14 protein-coding genes are annotated in these 23635 nt (G+C 71.1%); 11 read left to right on the top strand and 3 right to left on the bottom strand.

The window, feature by feature from the left end:
- The first annotated feature begins 2 nt into the window (after positions 1 to 2).
- Genes ACSHSS_RS05815 through ACSHSS_RS05825 form a run of 3 tightly spaced genes read left to right on the top strand, consistent with a single transcriptional unit; the run spans position 3 to position 4212 of the window.
- Positions 3 to 2426 carry a fimbria/pilus outer membrane usher protein gene (locus ACSHSS_RS05815; RefSeq protein ID WP_445544680.1) on the top strand — a complete coding sequence of 808 codons (2424 nt, stop codon included), beginning with the start codon at positions 3 to 5 and terminating at the stop codon, positions 2424 to 2426.
- 11 nt (positions 2427 to 2437) lie between these two features.
- On the top strand, positions 2438 to 3184 hold the full coding sequence (locus ACSHSS_RS05820) for a fimbrial biogenesis chaperone (RefSeq protein WP_253604323.1): 747 nt from the start codon (positions 2438 to 2440) through the stop codon (positions 3182 to 3184).
- Positions 3181 to 4212: a fimbrial protein gene (locus ACSHSS_RS05825; protein ID WP_006414160.1), complete on the top strand. Its 1032-nt coding sequence runs from the start codon at positions 3181 to 3183 to the stop codon at positions 4210 to 4212. The genes ACSHSS_RS05820 and ACSHSS_RS05825 overlap by 4 nt, the downstream gene beginning before the upstream one ends.
- Positions 4213 to 4275: 63 nt before the next feature.
- Here the strand turns inward: ACSHSS_RS05825 and ACSHSS_RS05830 are convergent, their stop codons facing one another.
- A complete protein-coding gene (locus ACSHSS_RS05830; protein WP_006400112.1) occupies positions 4276 to 4413 on the bottom strand; it encodes an HHHH-motif protein in 138 nt (45 codons plus the stop codon).
- A gap of 48 nt (positions 4414 to 4461) precedes the next feature.
- The gene (locus tag ACSHSS_RS05835) at positions 4462 to 4701 is read right to left on the bottom strand and encodes a hypothetical protein (RefSeq protein ID WP_445544681.1); all 240 of its coding nucleotides are present in this window, start codon (positions 4699 to 4701) and stop codon (positions 4462 to 4464) included.
- Positions 4702 to 5064: 363 nt separating this feature from the next.
- Between ACSHSS_RS05835 and ACSHSS_RS05840 the strand changes: the two genes are divergently transcribed.
- From ACSHSS_RS05840 to ACSHSS_RS05870, 7 genes are all read left to right on the top strand, one after another.
- Positions 5065 to 5712 carry an RNA polymerase factor sigma-70 gene (locus tag ACSHSS_RS05840; protein ID WP_035950604.1) on the top strand — a complete coding sequence of 216 codons (648 nt, stop codon included), beginning with the start codon at positions 5065 to 5067 and terminating at the stop codon, positions 5710 to 5712.
- 85 nt (positions 5713 to 5797) lie between these two features.
- Positions 5798 to 6040 carry an MbtH family protein gene (locus tag ACSHSS_RS05845; protein ID WP_006404845.1) on the top strand — a complete coding sequence of 81 codons (243 nt, stop codon included), beginning with the start codon at positions 5798 to 5800 and terminating at the stop codon, positions 6038 to 6040.
- Between the two features lie 44 nt (positions 6041 to 6084).
- Positions 6085 to 7095: a TauD/TfdA family dioxygenase gene (locus ACSHSS_RS05850; RefSeq protein ID WP_445544682.1), complete on the top strand. Its 1011-nt coding sequence runs from the start codon at positions 6085 to 6087 to the stop codon at positions 7093 to 7095.
- Positions 7092 to 7934, top strand: a complete 843-nt coding sequence (locus tag ACSHSS_RS05855; protein WP_039221880.1) for an ABC transporter ATP-binding protein — start codon at positions 7092 to 7094, stop codon at positions 7932 to 7934. Before ACSHSS_RS05850 ends, ACSHSS_RS05855 begins: the two co-directional genes overlap by 4 nt.
- A complete protein-coding gene (gene fhuB, locus ACSHSS_RS05860; RefSeq protein ID WP_445544683.1) occupies positions 7931 to 10021 on the top strand; it encodes a Fe(3+)-hydroxamate ABC transporter permease FhuB in 2091 nt (696 codons plus the stop codon). The genes ACSHSS_RS05855 and fhuB overlap by 4 nt, the downstream gene beginning before the upstream one ends.
- On the top strand, positions 10018 to 10818 hold the full coding sequence (gene fhuF, locus ACSHSS_RS05865) for a siderophore-iron reductase FhuF (RefSeq protein ID WP_060098690.1): 801 nt from the start codon (positions 10018 to 10020) through the stop codon (positions 10816 to 10818). Before fhuB ends, fhuF begins: the two co-directional genes overlap by 4 nt.
- Positions 10815 to 11849, top strand: a complete 1035-nt coding sequence (locus ACSHSS_RS05870; RefSeq protein WP_445544684.1) for an ABC transporter substrate-binding protein — start codon at positions 10815 to 10817, stop codon at positions 11847 to 11849. The genes fhuF and ACSHSS_RS05870 overlap by 4 nt, the downstream gene beginning before the upstream one ends.
- Before the next feature lie 84 nt (positions 11850 to 11933).
- On the opposite strand, the gene ACSHSS_RS05875 is transcribed toward ACSHSS_RS05870, so the two are convergent.
- Positions 11934 to 13679, bottom strand: coding sequence for a cyclic peptide export ABC transporter (locus ACSHSS_RS05875; protein WP_445544685.1), 1746 nt, complete (start codon positions 13677 to 13679; stop codon positions 11934 to 11936).
- Between the two features lie 294 nt (positions 13680 to 13973).
- Between ACSHSS_RS05875 and ACSHSS_RS05880 the strand changes: the two genes are divergently transcribed.
- Positions 13974 to 23633, top strand: a complete 9660-nt coding sequence (locus ACSHSS_RS05880; RefSeq protein ID WP_445544686.1) for an amino acid adenylation domain-containing protein — start codon at positions 13974 to 13976, stop codon at positions 23631 to 23633.
- The last annotated feature ends 2 nt before the right edge of the window (positions 23634 to 23635 follow it).

Below are 23635 nucleotides of genomic sequence, written 5' to 3' on the forward strand. Positions count from 1 at the left end.
AGATGTGTATAAGAGACAGTCTCAGCATCGACGGCACGACCGACGTCGACCTGTCGCAGTTCTCGCAGGCCGACTTCACGCTGCCCGGCGAGTACATGCTCGAGGTGCAGGTCAACGACCTGTTCTACGGGCTGCAGCCGATCGAGTTCGTCGCGCTCGACGCGTCGGGCGCGGGCAAGCCCTGCCTGCGCGCCGAGCTCGTCGCGCAGTTCGGCCTGAAGCCGTCGCTCGCGAAAGACCTGCCGCGTTTCCACGGCGGGCGCTGCGTCGATCTCGCGGCGATCGAGGGCGTGACCGTGCGCTACCTGAAGGGCGACGGCCGGCTCAGGATCACGATTCCGCAGGCCGCGCTCGCGTTCACCGACGGCACGTATCTGCCGCCCGAACGCTGGTCGGACGGGATCGCGGGCGCGATGCTCGACTATCGCGTGATCGCGAACACGAACCGCAGCTTCGGTTCGGGCGGCCGGCAGACGAACGCGGTCCAGGCGTACGGGACGATCGGCGCGAACTGGGGCGCGTGGCGCGTTCGCGGCGACTACCAGGCGCAGTCGAACGTCGGCAATACCGTCTATGCGGACCGCACGTTCCGTTTCAGCCGCCTTTATGCGTTCCGCGCGCTGCCGTCGATCCAGTCGACCGTCACGTTCGGCGACGACTATCTGAGCTCCGACATCTTCGACACGTTCGCGCTGACCGGCGCGTCGATCCGCAGCGACGACCGGATGCTGCCGCCGTCGCTGCGCGGCTATGCGCCGCTGATTTCCGGCGTTGCGCGCACCAACGCGACCGTGACCGTGTCGCAGCAGGGGCGTGTGCTGTACGTGACGCGCGTGTCGCCCGGTGCGTTCGCGCTGCAGAACATCAACACGAGCGTGCAGGGCACGCTCGATGTCGCGGTCGAGGAAGAGGACGGCAGCGTGCAGCGCTTCCAGGTGACGACCGCGGCCGTGCCGTTCCTCGCGCGCACGGGGCAGTTCCGCTACAAGGCCGCGGTCGGCAAGCCGCGGCGCTTCGGCGGCGCGGGCATCACGCCGTTCTTCGGCTTCGGCGAGGCCGCGTACGGGCTGCCGTTCGACGTCACCGTGTACGGCGGCTTCATCGCCGCGTCGGGCTATACGTCGATCGCGCTCGGCGTCGGCCGCGATTTCGGCACGTTCGGTGCGGTATCGGCCGACGTCACGCATGCACGCGCCCGGCTCTGGTGGAACGGCGCGACGCGTCACGGCAACTCGTACCGCATCAACTATTCGAAGCATTTCGACGGGCTCGACGCGGACGTGCGCTTCTTCGGCTATCGCTTTTCCGAACGCGACTACACGAACTTCGCGCAGTTCTCCGGCGACCCGACCGCATACGGCCTTGCGAACAGCAAGCAACGCTACTCGGCGACGATGTCGAAGCGCTTCGGCGATACGTCGGCCTATTTCTCGTATGACCAGACGACGTACTGGGAACGCGCGTCCGAGCAGCGCGTCGGCGTGACGTTGACGCGCGCCTTCTCGGTCGGCGCGCTGCGCAACCTGAACGTCAGCGTGTCGGCGTTTCGCACGCAGAGCGCGGGCGCGGGCGGCAACCAGGTGTCGGTGACTGCGACGCTGCCGATCGGCGGCCGCCATACCGTCACGTCGAACCTGACGACCGGCAACGGCAGCACGAGCGTCAATGCCGGCTACCTGTACGACGATCCGGCCGGGCGCACGTATCAGATCAGCGCGGGCACGACGGACGGCCGCGCGTCGGCGAACGCGAGCTTCCGCCAGCGCACGTCCGCGTATCAGCTGACCGCGCAGGCGTCGACCGTCGCGAACGGTTACGCGGCCGCATCGCTCGAGGTCGACGGCTCGCTCGTCGCGACGCAGTACGGCATTGCCGCGCATGCGAACGGCAATGCGGGCGACACGCGGTTGCTGGTGTCGACCGACGGCGTGCGCGACGTGCCGCTGTCCGGCACGCTGACGCACACCGATTCGCGCGGCTACGCGGTGCTCGACGGCATCTCGCCGTACAACGTCTACGACGCGGCGGTCAACGTCGAGAAGCTGCCGCTCGAAGTGCAGGTGTCGAACCCGATCCAGCGCATGGTGCTGACCGACGGCGCGATCGGCCTCGTGCAGTTTTCGGCCGCGCGCGGCAGCAACCTCTATCTGACGCTGACCGATGCGGCCGGCAAGCCGCTGCCGTTCGGCGCATCGGTGCAGGACGCGGCGAACGGCAAGGAGCTCGGCATCGTCGGCGAGGGCGGCGCCGCGTATCTGACGCAGGTGCAGCCGAAGTCGTCGCTGGTCGTGCGCGCAGGCGAACGCACGCTCTGCACGATCGACACGCTGCCGAACCGCCTGCAACTCGAAGGCACGCCGATTCCGGTCGCGTGCGACTTGACGGTCGCGCCGCACGCGGCCGCCCAACCCGAAACGATTCACTGACGGATGTTGCGATGAAGCACTTTCTTTCCCTTCCCGGCGTGCGCCGCACGTCGTCGCTGCTCGCCGCGGCCGGCGCGCTCGTCGCCTGCGCCGCGCACGCGTCGATCGTGCCCGATCGCACGCGCGTGATCTTCAACGAAGGCGAGCAGGCCGCGGTCGTCACGGTCACGAACAAGAGCGCGACCTATCCGTATCTCGTGCAGTCGTGGCTCGAGGACGCGAACGGCAAGCGCATCACGTCGCCGCTGATGGTCGTGCCGCCGCTGCAGCGCGTCGAGGCGAACGAGCGCAACGTGCTGCGCATCGCGAAACTGCCCGGCGCCGAATTGCCGGCCGATCGCGAATCGGTGTTCTATCTGAACATCCGCGAAGTGCCGCCGAAGACCGACACGCCGAACACGCTGCAGATCGCGCTGCATACGCAGATGAAGCTGTTCTACCGGCCGAAGGGCGTGCAGCCCGCGCGCGACGAGGACTGGACGCTGCCGATGACGCTGCGCGTCGACACCGCCGCGCATCGGCTCGTGTTCGACAACCCGACGCCGTATCACGTGACGATCGTCGCGCTCGCCGCGGGCGCGCAGAAGACGCCGGTGCCGATGGATCCGCTGATGGTGAGCCCGATGAGCACGGCCGAGCTGCGGTTCGACGGCGCGGCGCCGTCGACGCTGTTCGTCACGCACGTCGACGACTACGGCGGCCAGGTCGCGGTCGAGTATGCGTGCGGCGCGGGCGCCTGCAAGAGCGTGAAGCGATGAGCGGCGCACGACGACCGCGTGCTGCCGGCCGGCTGCGCGCGTGGTTCGGCTGGAGCGTCTGCGTGCTGCTGATCGCGCTCGCGCAACCCGCGTGGGCCGTGCGCTGCGTCGCGAACGGCGGCGGCACGGTGCTGACCGAATCGATCGGCAACGTCGCGTCGTATCCGACCGATGCGCCGGACGGCTACGTGATCTGGGTGTCGCCGCCGCGCACGACGACCGGCTACTGCTACAAGGATCTCGGCGGCAGCATGAAGACGTTCGGCGAGTGGATCTACTTCTACGCGAACCCGGAGCAGCAGAATCCGGCCGCGTGGGGGCTCGAGATCGGCATCCGCTATCTCGGCCAGGATTATTTCGGCCGCAGCAGCCAGCCGGGCGACGGCGTGCAGACGAGCACCTACGTGCAGCCGTGCCGGCTCAGCGATGCCGACGTGCGCGCCGGACGATGCGAAAAGTTTCCGCTGAGCATCACGTATCAGGTCGTCGTGCGCAAGCGCGGCAGCTGGACGCAGCCGCCGTCGGACGTCTACGCAGTCTTCCAGTTCGACGGGAAGGGCGGGCTGAACTACATCAATCCGAGTTTCCGCTACAAGCTGAGCGGGCTGCAGAAGCTCAAGCCGACGCCGTGCATGGTGGACGTGAAGGTCACGCCCGAGCCGGGCGTCGTGAAGTTCGGGCAGATCCAGGCGACGGCCACCGGCTTTTCGCCGGCCGTGCCGCGCAAGACGTTCAGCGTCGCGCTGACCAAGCAGTGCAGCGTGCCGGTGCGCGTGGACGGCTACTTCGAGACGGCGCAGACGGTGCGCAACGGCTTGCTCGTGCCGGCCGCCGACAGCAATTTCGGGATCGGCATCGAGGATCGCAACGGCACCGCGATTCCGTTCAACCAGCAGTTCGTGCTCGCGCAGATGCCGGGCAGCGTCAACTATCAGAGCGTGACGCTCGATGCGGTGCTGAAGTCGTTCGGGGCGCCGAAGATCGGGCCGTTTACCGGCACCGCGACGATCCGGCTGTTCATCTACTGAGCGTCGCGCGCGAGCGCGCGACGCCATGCGACGACGCGCCGCTCGCGCGGCGCGTCGCGGTGTTTAGCGCACCCAGCGGCACACCTTGTGATGGTGATGCTCGACATGGCAGACGCGGTGCGGATGCGCTTGCGCGAGCGTCGGTGCGAGCACGGCGGCAGCGACGGCGGCGGCGGTGAGGGTCTTCAGTAGCGTTTTCATGTTGATGTCCTGTCGTTGAAGTTGGCGATTACGGAAAGCGGCGCGGCGTTACCACTGCGGGCGCGGTTCGTCGCGACGGTCATCGCGACGGTCGTCGCGACGGTCGTCGTGCCAGCCCGGATGATGCGCCTCCCAGTCACGGCGTTCCCAGTAACGATGTCCGTCCCAGTAACGATCGCCGTGCCAGCCGACCGTGACCTGCGCCGGTGCGGGGTAGGCCACGCAGCCGGTCAGCATCACGCTCGATAACGCGCCGATCATCACGGCGGATAACACGATGGTTTTCATGTCGTTCTCCCTTGGAAACCGCAGCCCGATCGTACGAGCCCCGAAAATTTCACGTGGTAATAAGTTGCTACCGCAAATAACGGTCGAAGGCGTTTCGTCAGACGGCAGAAAGGCGTCGTCCGCACGTGGCCCGCGACGCGATGCGGGCCGAAGCCTCGCACGCCGGACGTGGCGCGCGCGAATGCCCGCCGCCTTACTGCGCCGCGCGCCGTAAGCTTCGCCGCACGCATCGGCTGCATGCGCAGTGTCTGCACAGTTTGATCAGACTATTCCCCACACCCGGGAGGGGTGTTGGTAATCGGATTGAGAATGATTTGCGTTTACGTTACATTCCGCTATCTCGGAATACGACGGAGCAGATCGATGGCAATGGCGGACGTGCTCGAACGACCGGTCGCGGCACCGGCGAATCGGTTTCCCGGAAGCGGCGCCGTGCGCGCGCGACGCCGCGCCGAACCGCGTGCGCAAGGCGCACTGCTCGACGTGCTGATCGCGCATCGCGCCATGCTGGTCAACGTCGCGCGCGGTTTTCTCGGCTGCGCGAGCCGCGCGGAGGACGTCGTGCACGACGTGTTCGTGAAGCTCGTCGACTTTCCGAACCAGGATGCCGTGCGCCAGCCGGTCGCGTACGTGACGCGGATGGTGCGCAATGCATCGATCGACGCGTGCCGTCGCCAGAATCTCGAAAACATCCATCATGCGGACGAAGACGACGGCTTCGACGTGCCGTCGCCGGAGCCGACGCCCGAAGCCGCGCTGATCACGCGCGACACGCTGCGCCGCGTATCGGCCGCGCTCGACGATCTGCCCGCGCGCAGCCGCGCGGCATTCGAAATGGTGCGACTGCGCGAGGAAACCTTGCAGACGGCGGCGCGCGCGCTGAACGTGTCGCAGACGCTCGTGCACTTCATGGTGCGCGACGCCGAGCGCCACTGCGCGGCGTGCCTCGACGCCTGTCAGCGCGGCGTCGCGTGCCCGGTATTTCTCGGCGGCCGCACGCGCCGCCGGTAAAAAATTGCGCGGCCCGTTCGTCTTCGATACAGGAGCGGCCGCATCGCCGCTTCGCACCTTCAACCGTCTCAAGCGATTTCCGATCATGACGCAAGCCACGACGCCTTCCGCCGACTCCGACGATCTCGTCTATACGGTCGTCATCAACGACGAAGAACAGTATTCGATCTGGCCGACGTTCCGGCCCGTGCCGGCCGGCTGGCGCGAGGTCGGCGTGCGCGGCGCGAAGGCCGACTGTCTCGCGCACATCGAAACCGTCTGGACCGACATGCGCCCCGCGAGCCTGCGCCGCGCGATGGACGGCGAGCGCGCGCCGAACGCATCGTGATCCGCGGCGCCGCGACGCGGCGCGCCATCTGAAGAGGACGTTGCATGAGCTTGCTTTCGTTGCCGACGCTCGACGATCTGCGTATCGAGCCGGGGCTGCCCACCGTCGTGTCGCCGCGCGGCGACGACGGCATGTCGATCGACGACGTCGCGCCGCTCGCGCGCGCCATCGCGGCCGACACGCTCGAACGCGCCGGCGGCGTGCTGTTCACGGGGTTTCGCGTACCGTCGATCGACGCGTTCCAGCGGTTTGCGGCGTCGTTCGGCGATCCGCTGATCGGCTATGAATATGCGTCGACGCCGCGCAGCCAGGTCGAGGGCGCCGTCTATACCTCGACCGAGTATCCGCCGCATCGCGCGATTCCGCTGCACAACGAGCAGTCGTATACGTGCGAATGGCCGATGCGGATCTGGTTTCATTGCGCGCTCGCCGCGCCGAAGGGCGGGGCCACGCCGATCGCGGACAGCCGCGCGGTGTACCGCGCGCTCGATCCGGCGCTCGTCGCGCGCTTCGAGCGGCGCGAGCTGCTGTACGTGCGCAATTTCGGGCAGGGCCTCGATCTGCCCTGGCAGCAGGCGTTCGGCACCGACGATCGCGCGACGGTCGAGCGGATGTGCGCGGCGCGCGGCATCGAATGCGCCTGGCGCACCGACGACGACGGCGAATGGCTGCTGCGCACGCGCGAGCGCTGTCAGGCCGTCGCGCAGCATCCGCGCACGGGCGATCGCGTGTGGTTCAACCAGGCGAACCTGTTTCATCTGTCCGCGCTCGACGACGACATGCAGGAAGCGCTCGTCGATGCGGTCGGCCTCGAGAACGTGCCGCGCAACGTGTACTACGGCGACGGTGCGCCGCTCGAAGCCGATGCGCTCGCCGAGATCCGCGCCGTGCTCGATCGTCAGCGCATCGTGTTCCCGTGGCAGACGGGCGACGTGCTGATGCTCGACAACATGCTGACGGCGCATGCGCGCGATCCGTTCGAAGGGCCGCGCAAGGTCGTCGTCGCGATGGCGCAAAGCCATACGGTCCCGCGCGACCGAACGGAGGCTCGATGACGGGACGTCCTGCCGCGCTTGCCGCGCGCGGCCTGACGGTCGGCTATCGCGACCATGTCGTGATCGACGGGCTCGACCTGTCGATCGCGGCCGGTCGCGTGACCGCGCTGTGCGGTCCGAACGGCTGCGGCAAGAGCACGCTGCTGCGCACGCTTGCCGGCCTGCAGCCGGCGCGCACGGGCCACGTCGAAGTCAACGGCCGGCCGCTCGCATCGTTTCGCCGCCGCGCGCTCGCGCGCGAGCTGACGATGCTCGCGCAGTTCAACCAGATTCCTTCGGGGCTCACGGTGCGCGAACTCGTCGCGTACGGACGCTATGCGTACGGCGGCTTCCTGCGCGGGCTCACGCGCGCGGACCACGCGGCGATCGACGAGGCGCTCGATACGAGCGGCCTCGCCGACGACGCCGAGCGCGACGTCGGCGCACTGTCCGGCGGCGAGCGGCAGCGCGCGTGGATCGCGATGGCGCTCGCGCAGCAGGCGTCGATCGTGCTGCTCGACGAGCCGACGACCTATCTCGACATCCATCATCAGCTCGACATCCTCGACGCATTGCGTACGCTGAACCGCACGCGCGGCCTGACGATCGTCTGGGTGCTGCATGACCTGAACCAGGCGGCCGCGTACAGCGACGAGATCGTGCTGATGCGCGCAGGCCGCGTCGTCGCGCACGGCGCACCCGACGCGATGCTCGAGCCCGCACGTCTGCGCGCCGCGTTCGGCGTCGACATGCTGAAGCTCGCGCATCCACAGACGGGCGCGCCGATGTGCGTGCCGGCGTACGGCCCGGCGACCGCCACGCCCGAGGCCGCGCACGCGTCGGACCGGGATCTCGCATGACGACGACGGTCGCGATACGCAAGCGCGCGCCTGCCGCGCCCGCCGGAACCGGTCGCAGCGCCGGCCGGATCGCGATCGGCGCGATCCTGTTGATCGCGCTCGTCGCGGCGATGCGCGTCGCACCCGATCTGCTCACCTGGTGGCGCGCCGCGCCCGGCAGCGACGCGGCCGCGCTCGCGCACGTGTTCCTGTTCGATCTCGGTTTGCCGCGTATCGCGGCCGCGCTCGTCGCCGGCGGCTGCCTCGGCATCGCCGGCGCGCTGTTCCAATCGCTGACGCGCAATCCGCTCGCGTCGCCGGACCTGCTCGGCGTGACGGGCGGCGCGCAGCTCGGGCTGCTCGCGTCGATGCTCGTGCCCGCGCTCGCGGGCATCGCGCCGGTGCCGCTGCTGTTCGTCTGCGGACTCGCGGCGGCGGCCTGCGCGATCGCGGCGGCCGGCGGCTGGCGCGCGACGCCGCTACGCCTCGTGCTCGCGGGCAGCGTCTGCATGCTGCTGTTCGCCGCGTTGTCGACGCTCGTGCTCGCGTTTTTCGAGCAGAACATCGCGGGCGCCGCGCTGTGGGCGAACGGCAGCCTGTATCAGCCCGGTGCGGCGGGGCTCGCGCTCGCGGCGCGCTGGCTCGTCGCACCGCTCGTCGCCTTGCCGTTCGTGATGCGGCCGCTCGATCCGCTCGCGCTCGGCGACGACGCGGCGGCCGCGGCCGGCGTGCGCGTCGACGCGACGCGGCTCGCCGCGACGGTCGTGGCAGTCGCGTTCACGAGCGTCGCGGTCAGCATCGCGGGGCCGCTGTCGTATGTCGGCCTCGTCGCGCCGAACCTGATTCGCCAGATCCGCGGTGCGCGCGCGGCGCGGCTCGGTGCGCTCGTCCCGCTGTCCGCACTCGCCGGCGCAGCGCTCGTGCTCGTCACCGACAGCGCGGTGCTCGCGTCGGGACTCGATGCGACGCTGTCGACCGGCGTCGCGATCGCGCTGGTCGGCACGCCGCTGATGCTGATGATGATCCGGCGCGGCGCCGCGTGGTCGGGCGTGCTGCATGGGCAGCCCGAGCGCGCGGCCGGCGGCCGGTCGACGCGCATCGTCGGCTGGCTCGAACGGCTCGGCTGGCCGCTGCGCTCCGCGCTGTTCGCCGCGGTCGCGCTCGTCGTCGTATACGTCGGCGTGTCGTCCGGGCCCGAATGGCTGGCGCCCGCGCGCTGGTTCGCCGCGTTGTCCGGGCACGATCCGCTCGCGCGCATGCTGCTCGATCTGCGCATGCCGCGGCTGCTGTGCGCGCTGCTCGCCGGCGCGCTGCTCGCGGTGAGCGGCGTCGCGATGCAGAGCGTCGTGCGCAATCCCCTCGCGGGGCCGGAAGTGCTCGGCGTCACGCAGGGCGCGGGGCTCGTCACGCTGTTCGCGCTGTCCGCGTGGCCGCTGATCGGCCACGTCGGGCTCGCGGCCGCCGCGCTGATCGGCGGCGGCCTGTCGCTCGCGATCACGCTCGCGCTCAATCATCGCCATCGCTATGCGCCGCTCGCGGTCGCGCTGACCGGCATCGTGACGGGCGCGCTGTGGACCACGCTCGCGCAATGGCTGATCACACAGGAAAGCGTGCAGCCGGCGCGCTTCGTCGTCTGGCTCGTCGGCGGCACGTACGGCCGTAGCTGGGGCGAGGTGTCGATGCTCGTGCCGTGGTGCGTGCTCGCGGTGCCTGTCTTCGCGTGGCTCGCGAAGCCGCTCGACATGCTTGCGCTCGGCGACGACCAGGCTGCCGCGCTCGGCCTGCCGGTCGCGATGCTGCGGCCGCTCGCGCTGACGATTGCGACGCTCGCCGCGTGTGCGGCCGTCGCGGCGGTCGGGCCGATCGGCTTCATCGGACTGATGGCGCCGCACGTCGCGACGATGCTCGGCGCGCGCCGTCATCGCACGCGGCTGTGGCTCGCGGCCGCGTGCGGTGCGCTGATTCTCGCCGCCGCCGATCTCGCGGCGCGCACGCTCGTCGCGCCGCGCGAAGTGCCGGCCGGCGTGCTGACCGCCCTGATCGGCGCGCCGTACCTGCTCGGGCTGCTGATTCTCGAGGCGCGCCGCGCGCGGCGCGCGGCGCGATGACCGGGCAGCGCGACGGCGCACGCGCGACGCGCTTCTCGACCTTCGCGCCCGAGCCGTTCGCAGCGCATCTCGACGTCGTGTGGCTCGGCATGCCGGACGACGCGCAGTGCGGCGGCCGCCGGATCGTACCGGTCACCGCGCTGCCCGAACACCGCGACGCGATCGTCGACGCGATGGTCCGTCATTACGGCGGCGACCCGGCGCGCCATACGCGCGCGCTCGTGTCGCAGTGGAGCAAATACTATTTCGGCCGCGCGGTGCCGGCCGGCGTCGTTGCCGCGCTGACGCTCGGCCGGCCGCTCGACATGACGCCCGAGCGCACCTTCGTCGCGCTCGACGACGGGATGCCCGCCGCGCTGTATTTCGCAGCGGACGCGCTCGGTGCGCCGTGCGACGAACCGGCGCGCCGGCATGCGGGGCTCGTCGCGCATCTGCGTGCCACGATCGCGCTGCTCGCCGGCATCGGCGGCGTCACGCAGCGCGTGCTCTGGAGCAACGCGGGCAATCTGCTCGACTTCCTGTTCGATCGTTACCGGACGCTGCCGTGCGCGGTCGATCGCGCGCGCGATGCCGAATGGCTGTTCGGCGCGACGTGTGTCGACGGCGAACCGAATCCGCTGCGGCTGCCGGTGCGCGACGTGGTGCCGCGCTCGCCGTTGCTGCCGACGCCGTTTCGCGCGCGCCGCGTGTGCTGCCTGCGCTATGAGATTCCTGGAGAAACGCAACTGTGTGGAAGCTGTCCTCTGCTGCTGACGATGGACGACGCGGCGCTGGCCGAGCAGGACGCGATCCGGTGACGGACGCGGGGCGCCGACGCGCGCTCGCGCAACTCGCCGCCAGCGCGTGCTGCGGCGCGTTCGCTGCGTTCGGTGGATTCGGCGTTTTCGGTGCGCCTGCGATGGCGGCCGATGCGCCGCCCGCATCGCGCCGCGCGCTGTCGCTCGCCGGCAATCCGGTCGTGTCGCAGGCGAGCGCGACGATGCCCGTGCGGCCGCAGCGCGTGGTCGCGCTCGACTTCATGTTCGCGGAAAGCGTCGTCGCGCTCGATCTGATCCCGGTCGGAATGGCCGACACGGCGTTCTATCCGGGCTGGCTCGGCTACGAGAGCGCGCGTATCGCGCACGTGACCGACATCGGGTCGCGGCAGGAGCCCGGCCTCGAGGCGATCGCGGCCGTCAGGCCCGACCTGATCATCGGCGTCGGCTTCCGGCATGCGCCGATCTTCGACGCGCTCGACCGCATCGCGCCGACGATCCTGTTCCAGTTCAGCCCGAACGTGTCGGAAGGCGGCGTGCCGGTCACGCAGCTCGACTGGATGCGGCAGATCTTCAGGACGATCGGCACGGTGACAGGTCGCGACGCGCGTGCGCGCGCGGTCGAAGCGCAACTCGACGCAGGACTCGCGCGCAACGCGGCACGTCTGTCGGCGGCCGGCCGCGCGGGCGAGCGGATCGCGCTGCTGCAGGAGCTCGGCCTGCCGGACCGCTACTGGGCCTATACCGGCAACAGTACCGCGGCCGGGCTCGCGCGTGCGCTCGGTCTCGTCCCGTGGCCGAAAAAGCCGACACGCGACGGGACGATCTACGTGACGTCGGCCGATCTGCTCACGCAGCGCGATCTGGCGATCCTGTTCGTGACCGCGACCGCGCTCGACGTGCCGCTGTCCGCGAAGCTCGATTCGCCGGTGTGGCGTTTCGTGCCGGCATGGCGCGAGCATCGGATCGCGATGATCGAGCGCAATATCTGGGGCTTCGGCGGCCCGATGTCGGCGCTGAAACTCGCCGACGTGATGACCGATACGATGCTGACGCTGCCGGCCGTGCGCTGAGCGCGTTTCGTCGCGTCGTTCTCTTTCATCGGTCGTTGACAGAGGCGCCGGCCGTCGCGATCGCGACAGGCCGGCGCCTTGCGTTTACGTGCTCAGCGCATCGACGCCGTCGTGCGCGCGCGTGCGTGCCGGCGACGTATCGCTGACGATCCGTCCGTTCTCGAGCTTCAGCAAGCGGTCGGCGAGCCCGAAATAGCGATCGTCGTGCGTGATGACGATCACGGCCTTGCCGCGCGCACGCAGCTCGGGCAGCAGTTGCTCGTAGAACACGGCCTTGAAGGCCGGATCCTGATCGGCCGCCCATTCGTCGAACAGGTAGAACGGCCGATCCTCGAGATAGGCGACGACGAGCGCGAGCCGCTTGCGCTGGCCGGTCGACAGCGCGCGCGTCGAAAACGCGCCGTCGACGACCTGCACCTTGTGGTCGAGCGCGAGCTTCGCGATCAGCGCGTTCGCGCGCGCGTCGGCCTGCGCGCGGTCGGGATCGTCCGGATCGACGATGCCGATCAGCGCATCGAACAGATGGAAATCGTTGAACACCGCGCTGAAGCGCTGCCGGTAGGCCGCGCGCTCGCGCCAGCCGATCGTGCGGCCGTCGACTTCGATCATGCCTTCTTCGGGCTCGTACAGGCCCGTCAGCACTTTCGCGAGCGTCGTCTTGCCGCTGCCGTTGCCGCCGACGATGAATACGAGCTCGCCGGGGCGGATCGTCAGGTCGACCGGTCCGATCCGGAACATCCGTTCGTCGCGTTCGTGGAAGTACGCGTGCGTGACGCCGCGCAGGGCGATTGCGCCGGCCGGCGGCACGTCGGGCGCCTCGCTCGCCGGCGGCACCGTGCGCAGTGCGCCGAATTCCGCCATGACGCCTTCGATGCGCGCAAGCGACACGCGCGCGGCATTGACGGTCGGCAGATTGTTCAGCAGCCCGTCGAGCGGCACGAGCATGAACAGGAACACGACGACGTAGCCGGCCGCGGCGGCCGGGTCCGCGTGCACGCCGAGCGCCGGCCAGAACGACGCGACGCCGAGAAACGCATAGAACAGGAAGATGATCCAGCCGACGCCGACCGCATACGCGCTGAACGCGCGGCGCCGATGATCGCGCACTTCGCCGATCGCGGCGCCGAGCTGGCCGTCGACGAACTGGCGCGCGCGCGCATCGTGCAGCTTCAGTTCCTTCGCGCCGGAGAACAGCGCGCCGAGATAGCCGAACAGGCGGTCCTGCGCACGACCGGCCGCTTCGAGCGACGCGATCGCGCGGCGGTCGCCGGTGTGATAGCCGAGCGAGCCGGCGACGATCGCCGCGAGCGCGAGCAGACAGACGGGCCACGACAGCCAGGCGAGGTAGCCGAGGCAGCCGAACACGATCGAGCCGTGCATCACGAGGTTCGGCAGCGCGAAAAACAGCATCGACACGTTCGTCGCGTCGTCGGTCAGCACCGACTGCACGGGTGCCGCGCCGATCCGCTCGATGTCGCGCAGCTCGGCCGCGCCGACGCGGCGCGCCAGATGCACGCGCAGCCGCGCCATCGTGTCCTGCGACAGCCGTGCGAACAGCGTGCCCGACACGATCCGCGTGACGAGCGCGATCACCGCGCACAGCGCGAAACGCCATGCGAGCGCGGCGTCGGCCGCGTCGGGCTGCGCGAGCGCACGGTTCAGCGTCGCGACGAGCAGCACGCTCGCGATGCCGTTCAGCACGCAGGCGACGAGCGCGAGCGCGAACGACGCACGGCTTTCGCGCAGCAGCGCGAGGATCAGGCGCGTCGCGGGGCGGGCGGGCGCGGCATCGGGAGACGGCGGGGAAGTGGGCTCGTGGGCGGCGGTCATCGGCAACGTCGGTCAAGGGAAACAGGGGAAACGGACAGCGGACGGCGGACGGCGGACGCAATGGCGTCGAAACCGGCGCGAACGCGTCGGCCGCGCCGGGCGGTGTCCGCGCTGTCCTTCCTGATAGACGAACGAGCGCGGCAAATCTTTAGCAATGCTGCGGCGCTGCCCTATGCGAAACGGGTGTCGATACGAAAAGGTAAAAAATCGCGCGCGTCGTTCGTCACACCAGTGAAGCCGCCCGAAGCGGCCCCGAGACTTGGCCGAAGCGGCCGGACCGAAGGACTTCACGCCATGACGAGTTTCCCGACTGCGTTGCACCACCGAATCCGCGAACTGGCGCAGCAGGCGCCCGATGCGCCCGCGCTCGCGGCGCCTTTCCAGAACGATCTGCGCCTGTCGCGCGGCGCGCTCGATGCGTGCGCATCGCGGCTCGCGCAGCAGCTGCGTGCAGCCGGCGTCGGCGCCGAAGTGCGCGTCGGCGTCTGTGTCGAGCGCTCGTGCGAGCTGTTCGTCGCGCTGCTCGCGGTGCTGAAGGCGGGCGGCGTATTCGTGCCGCTCGATCCGCGCCATCCGGCCGCCCGGCTCGACTGGATCGTCGGCGACGCGCAGCTGCGCTACGGGATCGTCGATGCAGCCGGGCGCGCGGCGCTGCGCACGCCGTTCGAGCACGCGTTCGACGTCGCCGACGCGATGGCCGCCGCCGCACACGCCGGCGCAGCGGGCGTATCGGAAGGCCCGTGCGTGGCCGTGCATGCGCGCTCGGCCGCGTACATGATCTATACGTCCGGTTCGACCGGCACGCCGAAGGCGGTCGTCGTCGAACACGGGCCACTTGCCGCGCACTGCGACGCGCTCGCGGCCGCGCTGCCGATCCGCGCGGACGATCGGCTGCTGCATTTCGCGTCGGTCAATTTCGACGCCGCGCACGAATGCTGGCTCGCGCCGCTCGCGCTCGGCGCCAGCGTGACGATCGCGGCGCCGCAGCCGTTCGCGCCGGACGCCGCGCATGCCCTGATGGTGCGCGACGCGATCAGCGTTGCTGCGTTTCCGCCTGCGTATCTGCGCGAATTCGCGAACGTCGCCGCGCGCGACGGCGTGCCGCCCGCGCTGCGCGTGCTCGCGTTCGGCGGCGAAGCGCTGCCGCAGCAGGCATTCGAATTCGTGCGCCGCACGTTTCCTGCGGTGCGGCTCGTGAACGGCTACGGGCCGACCGAGGCCGTGATTTCGCCGATGCTGTGGCCGGTCGAGCCGGGCGAGACGCCGGTGCTGAACGCGGACGATGCGTATGCAGCGCTGCCGATCGGGCGCCCGATCGGCCCGCGCGTCGCGCGCATCGACCGCAGCGACGCCGCGGCCGACGCCGGCGAGCTGCTGCTCGGCGGCCTGTGCGTCGCGCGCGGCTACCACGGGCGGCCTGCGCTGACCGCCGAGCGCTTCGTGCCGGACGCGGACGGCGCGCCCGGCGCGCGCGTATACCGCACCGGCGATCTCGTGCGTCTTCGCGACGACGGCGCCTTCGACTACATCGGCCGCGTCGACGATCAGGTCCAGGTGCGCGGCGTACGTGTCGAACCGGCGGAAATCGCCGCCTGCCTGCGCGCGCATCCGGCGGTGGCCGATGCCGCGGTAATCGCCGAAACCGGCGCAGGCCCGACGCGGCTGATCGCATGCATCGCGCTGCGCGCGGCAATCGACGATGCGGCGCTCGGCGCGCACGTCGCCGCGCAGTTGCCGGCCGCGTGGCAGCCGCACCGTTTCGTGCGCTGCGACGCACTGCCGTACACGCTGAACGGCAAGCTCGACCGCGCCGCGCTGCGCGAGCGCATCGCCGCTGCGCGTGCCGCGCAGCAGGGCGGCGACGCGCCGCGCACGCCGACCGAGCAGCAGCTCGCCGCGCTGTGGCAGACGCTGCTCGCGCTCGATGCCGCGCCGTCGCGCGACGATCGTTTCGTGTCGCTCGGCGCCGATTCGCTTGCCGTGATGCAGTTGCAGGCCGCGATTCGCGCGTCGATGCGCGTGAACCTGCGGCTCGATACGCTGTTTGCCGATCCCTCGCTCGCGGAGCTCGCCGCCACGATCGACGGCGCGGAGCGCGAGACGGGCGCGCCGCTCGCCGCGATTGCCGCGCGCGGCACGACGCCGAGTGCCGGTGCAGCGCACGTCGAGCGCGCGGCGTCGCTCGCGCAGCAACGTTTCTGGGTGCTCGCGCAGACGCGCGACGCGAGCGCCGCGTACCACATCGCCGCGCACTGGACGATCGACGGCACGCTCGACCGTGCCGCGCTGCAGCGCGCGCTCGACCATCTGATCGAGCGGCACGAAGCGTGGCGCACGACGCTCGTCGACAACGACGACGGCATCGTGATGCAGCGCATTCATGCGCGGCTGCCCGTGACGATCGTCGACGTCGATCTGCGCGGCTTGCCGCCGGCCGCGCGCGACGCCCAGGCCGCGCGGCTCGCGGAGCGCGACGCCGGCACACCGTTCGATCTCGCGCGCGGGCCGCTCGTGCGCGCGACGCTCGTCGCGCTCGCCGACGATCGCCATCGGCTGCTGCTGACCGCGCATCACGCGGTCAGCGACGGCTGGAGCTCGCGCTGCGCGTTCGACGAGCTGTCGGCCGCCTATCGCGCGTATGCAGCGGGCCGCGCGCCGTCGCTGCCCGCGCTGCCGATCCAGTACGCCGACTACGCGGAGTGGCAGCGCGAGATGCTCGCGAACGGCGAGGCCGAGCGCCAGCTCGACTACTGGCGCGGCGCATTGCGCGATGCGCCGGGTCCGATCGCGCTGCCGCTCGACCGTCTGCCGCCGGCGACGCGCACGCTGCGCGGCGCGCGCCTCAGCGTGCGTATGCCCGATGCGGTCGCGGCCGACGTGCGCCAACTTGCGCGCGACGCGCACGCGAGCGTGTTCGTCGTGCTGCTCGCGGCGTTCGACGCATGGCTCGCGCGGCTCACCGGCGAAACCGACGTCGTCGTCGCGGTACCGGTCGCGCATCGCCAGCGTGCGGAAACGCGCGCGCTGCTCGGGCTGTTCCTGAACACCGTCGCCCTGCGTGTACGCGTGGCGCCGGCGCAGCCGTTCCGCGCGCTCGTCGACGCCGCGCGCAGCGCCGCGCTCGAAGCGGTCGCGCATCAGGACGTGCCGTTCGAGCGTGTCGTCGATGCAGTGAAGCCGCCGGTCCGGCGCGGCGACGAATGGCTGCGTGTGAAATTCGCCCAGCAGTTCGACGCGCGGCACGACAGCGTGCTGCCGGGCGCGACGGCGGTCGCGACGCCGGGGCCGGACCTCGCCGCGCGCTTCGATTTCGCGGTCGACTTCACCGATGACGCGAGCGGCATCGAACTCGTCGCCGCCTATGCGACCGACTGCATCGACGCGGATACCGCGCGCGCATGGCTCGACAGCTATGCGGCGCTGCTTGCGTCGGCCGTGCGCGATCCGCAATGTGCGACGGCCGCGCTGCCGGGCGACGGCGCGCCCGCGTCGCGGCAGCCGCGCGACGGCCGTGCGCTGCATGTCGAGCATGCGGACGTCGTCGCCGCGTTCGCACGTCAGGCGGCCGCGTATCCGCACCGGCTCGCCGTGGCGGACGCCGTGTCGTCGCTGAGCTTTGCCGAACTCGACGATGCGTCGAACCGTGTCGCCCGCGCGTTGCAGCAGCGCGGTGTGTGCGCCGAAGCGCCCGTCATCGTCTGTATCGAGCGCTCGGTGCGCTTCGTCGTCGGGCTGCTCGGCGCGCTGAAGGCCGGCGCGCTCGCCGTGCTGCTCGATCCCGCCCAACCGGCCGCGCGCCTCGCCGCGGCGGCGGCCGACTGCGGTGCGCGCTGCGCGCTCGTCGCAAACACATCGGCATGGCCGCTCGAGACGCGTGCACAGCCGCTCGACGTCGACGCGCTCGCGCACGACGTAGCGCTTGCGACGGCAGCCGGCGTGCGCGTCGCGCCGCATCCGGAGCAGGGCGCGTATCTGATTTATACGTCGGGTTCGACCGGCACGCCGAAGGGCGTCGTCGTATCGCATCGCGCGCTCGCCGATTACGTGCAGGGGCTGCTCGACGAGCTCGCGTTCGCGCCCGAGGCGTCGTTCGCGATGGTCTCGACGGTTGCAGCCGATCTCGGTCATACGACGCTGTTCGGCGCGCTCTGCAGCGGCAGGACGCTGCATCTGCTGCCCGCATCGTGCGCGTTCGATCCCGACGCGTTCGCGGACGAAATGCGCCGCCGCGAGGTCGGCGTGCTGAAGATCGTGCCGAGCCATCTGCAGGCGCTGCTCGACGCGCGCGTACCGGCCGACGTGCTGCCGCGCCACGCGCTCGTCACGGGCGGCGAGACGCTCACGTGGGCGCTCGTCGCGCGCGTCGCGGCGCTCGCGCCCGCATGCCGCGTGATCAACCATTACGGGCCGACCGAAGCGACGGTCGGCGCGCTCGCGTGCGACACGGCGTCGATCGCCGCCGACGCGCGCGATCCGGCGGCCGGCGTACCGCTCGGCATGCCGCTGCCGAATGCACGCGCGCTCGTGCTCGATGCGTTCGGCGCCTGCGTGCCGCCCGGTGCGACGGGCGAACTCCATCTCGGCGGGCCGGGCGTCGCGCGCGGCTATCTGAACCGGCCCGCGCAGACGGCCGAGCGCTTCGTGCCCGATCCGTTCACAGCCGGTGCGCGGCTCTATCGCACGGGCGACCGCGTGCGGCTCGGCACCGACGGCCGCATCGTGTTCCTCGGCCGGATCGACGACCAGGTGAAGATTCGCGGCTACCGCGTCGAGCCCGGCGAAGTCAGCGCGGCCGTGCGTGCGGCCGGCCCGATCGCGCAGGCCGAAACGCTCGCGATCGAACACGACGGCCGGCTGCGGCTCGCGACCTTCGTCGTCCCGCGCGACGGTGCCGCATTCGACGAAGCGGCGCTGCGCACGGCGCTCGCCGCGACGCTGCCCGACTACATGGTGCCTGCGCAGTGCATCGCGCTTGCGCGTCTGCCCGTCACCGCGAACGGCAAGATCGACCGCGCGGCGCTGCGCGAGCTGGCGGCGCGACCGGTCGAGAGCGCAGCGGGCGATGCGCCGCAAGGGCTCGCCGAAACGGTGCTCGCCGAGGTATGGCAGGCCGTGCTGAAAGCGCCGCGCGTCGGCCGCCACGACAACTTCTTCGAGCTCGGCGGCGATTCGATTCTCGTGCTGCAGGTGATTGCGCGCGCACGCAAGCGCGGCGTGCGCTTCACGCCGAAACAGCTGTTCGACGGCCCGACGGTCGCCGAACTCGCGCGCGTTGCGAAGATCGACGACGCCGCGACGTCGCAGCCGGCCGCCGAGCCTGCGTCGTCCGTCGGCGCCGAGATCCGGACGCTCACGCCCGCGCAGCACCGCTTTTTCGCGCTCGACGTGCCGAATCGCGGCCACTGGAACCAGTCGGTCGCGTTCGACGTGCGCGGGCCGTTCGATGCCGACGCATTCGCGCGCGCGTTCGATACGGTGCTCACGCACCACGCGGCGTTTCGCCAGCGTTTCGCGCGCGGCGCGGACGGCACGTGGCATGCGACCGACGCGGCGAAGCCGTACGAGGCGCTGCCGTTCGTCGAGGTCGTCGCGCACGACGAAGCCGACGCGCTCGCGCGCTTCGATGCGCTGCAGCGCCGCCTCGATCTCGCGCGCGGCCCGCTCGCCTGCGCCTGCGCGGCGCGGTTGCCGGACGGGGCGACGCGGCTGTATCTGGCGATTCATCATCTGATCGTCGACGGCGTGTCGTGGCGCATCGTGCTCGACGATCTCGATGCCGCCTACCGTGCCGCCTGCGAGCGCATGCCGGCGCGGCTGTCGGCGCCGGGCCTGTGCGCCGGTGCCTGGGCCGCGCGCCTCGCGCGTGCCGCGACCGATCCGGCGTCGCCGTTCGCGGCTGAAACCGCCTACTGGGCCGCCGCCGCGCAAGGCGACGAACTCGAGCCCGACCGGCCCGACGCGCGTGCGACGAATGCCGACGCGGCCGTCGTCGTGCAGACGATCGACGCGGCGCTGACGCGCGCCGCGCTCACCGACGCGCACGCGGCTTACCGCACGCAGACGATCGAGCTGCTGTGCGCGGCGCTTGCGATCGCGCTGGCCGGCTCGCGCGGCGCGTCGTCGTGTCGCGTCGAACTCGAAGGGCACGGGCGCGAGGCGCTGTTCGACGATGCGGACGCGAGCCGCACGGTCGGCTGGCTGACGAGCCACTATCCGGTCGCGCTTCCCGTCGCGGCGAGCGCGCGCGACACGCTCTGCGCGGTGAAGGACACGCTGCGCGCGGTGCCGCACAAGGGGCTCGGCTTCGGCGTGCTCGCGCACTACGGCGATCCGCGCACGCGCGCGGCGCTGGCCGCGGTGCCGCGGCCGCGCGTCACGTTCAACTATCTCGGGCAGTTCGACGCACCGCGCGATGCGACGCTCGTGCCGCGCGTCGGCGGCGCCGGTATCGAGCGCGATCCGCACGGCCCGCTCGGCAATCTGCTCGCGATCCACGCGTACCTCGACGCGCAGCCGGACGGCGCGCGCACGCTGAAGCTGCATTGGGTTTATGGCGCACCACAGTTCGAGCGCGCGACGATCGATGCGCTGGCCGAGCGCTTTGCGGCCGCGCTGCGCGAGCTCGTCGACGCATGCGCGGCACGCATCGCCCGACGCGGCGGCGGTGCGACGCCGGGCGATTTTCCGCTGGCGCGCGCAGCCGGTCTCACGCAGGCCGCGATCGAGCGCACGCCGCTCGACTGGCGCACGATCGACGACGTCTATCCGCTCTCGCCGATGCAGCAGGGCATCCTGTTTCATGCGCTGTTCGCGCCCGGCCACGCGAGCTACGTGAACCAGCTCGTCGCGACGGCCACCGCGCTCGATCCGGCGCGGCTCGTGCGCGCCTTCGATGCGTCGATCGAGCGGCACGACATCCTGCGCACGAGCGTGATGCCGGACGAAGCGGCGCCGCTGCAATGCGTGCATCGTCATGCGCAGATGCCGGTCGAACAGCTCGACTGGCGCGCGCGCGGCGTGACGCTCGACGCGGATTTCGACGCGTGGCTCGCGGCCGATCGCGCACGCGGCTTCGACTGGCGCGAGCCGCCGCTGATGCGGCTCACGCTGATTCGCGTGACGGACGACGCGTGGCGCATCGTATGGACGCGCCATCACGTGCTGCTCGACGGCTGGAGCACGGCGCGTCTGCTCGCCGATGTGCTGCGCGACTATCGCGACCCCGATGCGGTGTCGCCGTTCGCGCCGCGTCCGGCGCTGCGCTATCGCGACTTCATCGCGTGGCTCGGCACGCGCGACCGCGACGCCGACGAACGCTTCTGGACCGAACGGCTCGCGCGGCTCGATGCGCCGACGCTGATCGCCGAACGCACGGCCGACCGTGCGGATGCGCGCGTCGTCACGTGGCGCGCGACGATCGACGCGCCGGCCTTCGCGCGCGTCGCGCAGACGGCACGCGCACTGAAGCTGACGGTCAACACGCTGGTGCAGGGCGCATGGGCGCTCGCGCTGCAGCGCATGACGCATCAGCCTGCCGTCGCGTTCGGCGCGACGGTGGCCGGCCGTCCGGACGCATTGCCGGACGTCGACGCGGTACTCGGTCTCTTCATCAATACGGTGCCGGTCATCACGGCGCCGGCGCCGCAGCGGCGCGCGTCGGATTGGCTGCAGGCGCTGCAACGCGACAACGCGGCGGCCGCCGAGCACGCGCACACGCCGCTTGCCGACATTCAGCGCTGGGCGCGCGGTGCGGGCGGCGCACTGTTCGATACGCTCGTCGTCTTCGAAAACTACCCGGTCGACGAGCGCGCCGGCGATGCCGATCCGCGTGCGCTTGCGCTGACCGACGTGCGCAGCATCGAGGCGACCGATTTCGCGCTGACGCTCGTCATCGAAACCGGCAGCACGCTGACGATCGACTACGGCTACGACACCGCGCGCATCGACGCATCGCAGGTCGAAACCTGGCATCGCGCCTTCGCGTGCGCGCTCGACGCACTCGCACGCATGCCGGACGCGCCGCTCGGCATGCTGTCGATTGCCGACGAGGCCGCGCGCGACGCGCTGACGCGCATGCACGACACCGCGCGCACCTGGCCCGACGCGCAACGACAGCCGCTGCACCGGCAGTTCGCCGACGCCGCACGCGCGACGCCCGATGCGGTCGCACTCGAACTGGCGGACGCGCACGGCACGATCCGGCAGATCGGCTATCGCGAACTCGATCGCCGCACCTCGCGTGTCGCGGCCGCGCTGCGCCGGCGCGGCGTGCGGCCCGATACGCCGGTCGCGCTGTGCGTCGAGCGCTCGTTCGACATGGTGATCGCGCTCGTCGGCGTGCTGAAGGCGGGCGCCGCCTATCTGCCGATCGACCCCGACTATCCGGCCGAGCGCATCGCGTATCTGCTGCGCGATGCGCAGCCGACCGTCGCGATCACGCAGCCGCATCTGCGCGCGCAGGTCGACGCCGCGCTCGGCGAGCGCGCCTCGACGCAATGGCTGACGCTCGCCGATCTGCTCGACGACGACGCGGTCGCCGACACCGACGAGCGGGCGGCGGACGTCGACGACGCGCAGCTCGCGTATCTGATCTACACGTCGGGTTCGACCGGCCGTCCGAAAGGCGCGGGCAACACGCACGGCGCGCTCGCCAACCGGATCGCGTGGATGCAGCACGCCTATGGGCTCACGCGCGACGACGTCGTGCTGCACAAGACGCCGTTCGGCTTCGACGTGTCGGTATGGGAGTTCGTGTGGCCGCTCGCGGTGGGCGCGAAGCTCGCGATCGCGGCGCCCGGAGACCATCGCGATCCGGCGCGGCTCTGTGCCGCGATCGCCGCGCATCGCGTGACGGTGCTGCACTTCGTGCCGTCGATGCTCGCCGCCTTCGCCGCCTATCTCGACGATTTTTCGGCCGCCGCGCAGTGCGCGAGCGTGCGGCTGATCGTGGCGAGCGGCGAGGCGCTCGCACCGGAGCTCGTCGCGCGCATGGCGCGGCTGCTGCCGAACGCGACGCTCGTCAATCTGTACGGGCCGACCGAAGCCGCGATCGACGTCTCGCACTGGACCTGCGGCGCGGTCGACGCGCGCGCGGCCGCCGTGCCGATCGGGCATCCGATCGCGAACCTGCGGCTGCACGTACTCGACGCCGCATGGCAGCCGGTGCCGCCCGGGGCGATCGGCGAGCTGTATCTGTCCGGCGCGGGGCTCGCGCGCGGCTATCTCGGCCGGCCCGCGCTGACCGCCGAGCGTTTCGTGCCCGATCCGTTCGTGCCGGGCGAGCGCATGTACCGCACGGGCGACCTCGCACGGCGCCGCGCGGACGGCGCACTCGACTACCTGGGCCGCGTCGACACGCAGGTGAAGCTGCGCGGCCAGCGGATCGAACCGGGCGAGATCGAGGCGCTGCTGCGTGCGGCGCCCGGCGTGCACGACGCGGTCGTGGTCGTGCGCGACGAGCAGCTGATCGGCTACGTCGCGCGCGGCGACGGCGCCGCGCTCGATCGCGCGGCGCTGCTCGAGACGCTGCGCGCGCAGTTGCCCGCCTACATGGTGCCCGCCCAGCTGATCGAACTGGACGCGCTGCCGGTCACGCCGAACGGCAAGTGCGATCGCCACGCGTTGCCGGCGCCGGTGCGTGCGCCGGCCGCCGCGGTCGCGCTCGCGACCGATACCGAGCGCGCGCTCGCCGAGATCTGGCAGCGCGTGCTGCACGTGGACGCGATCGGCCGCGACGACGACTTCTTCCTGCTCGGCGGCCACTCGCTGCTCGCGACGCACGCGCATGCGCAGGCCAATCTGCACTGGGGCATCGCGCTGCCGCTGCGCACGCTGTTCGACGCGCGCACGCTCGCGCGCTGCGCCGCGGCGATCGACGAGGCCTGCGCGGCGCGCGGCGCGACCGACGCGGCGAGCACGATCAACGCGCTGCTCGGCGAACTCGAAACCCAATAAGG

The sequence above is a fragment of the Burkholderia sp. BC1 genome, from assembly GCF_052683555.1.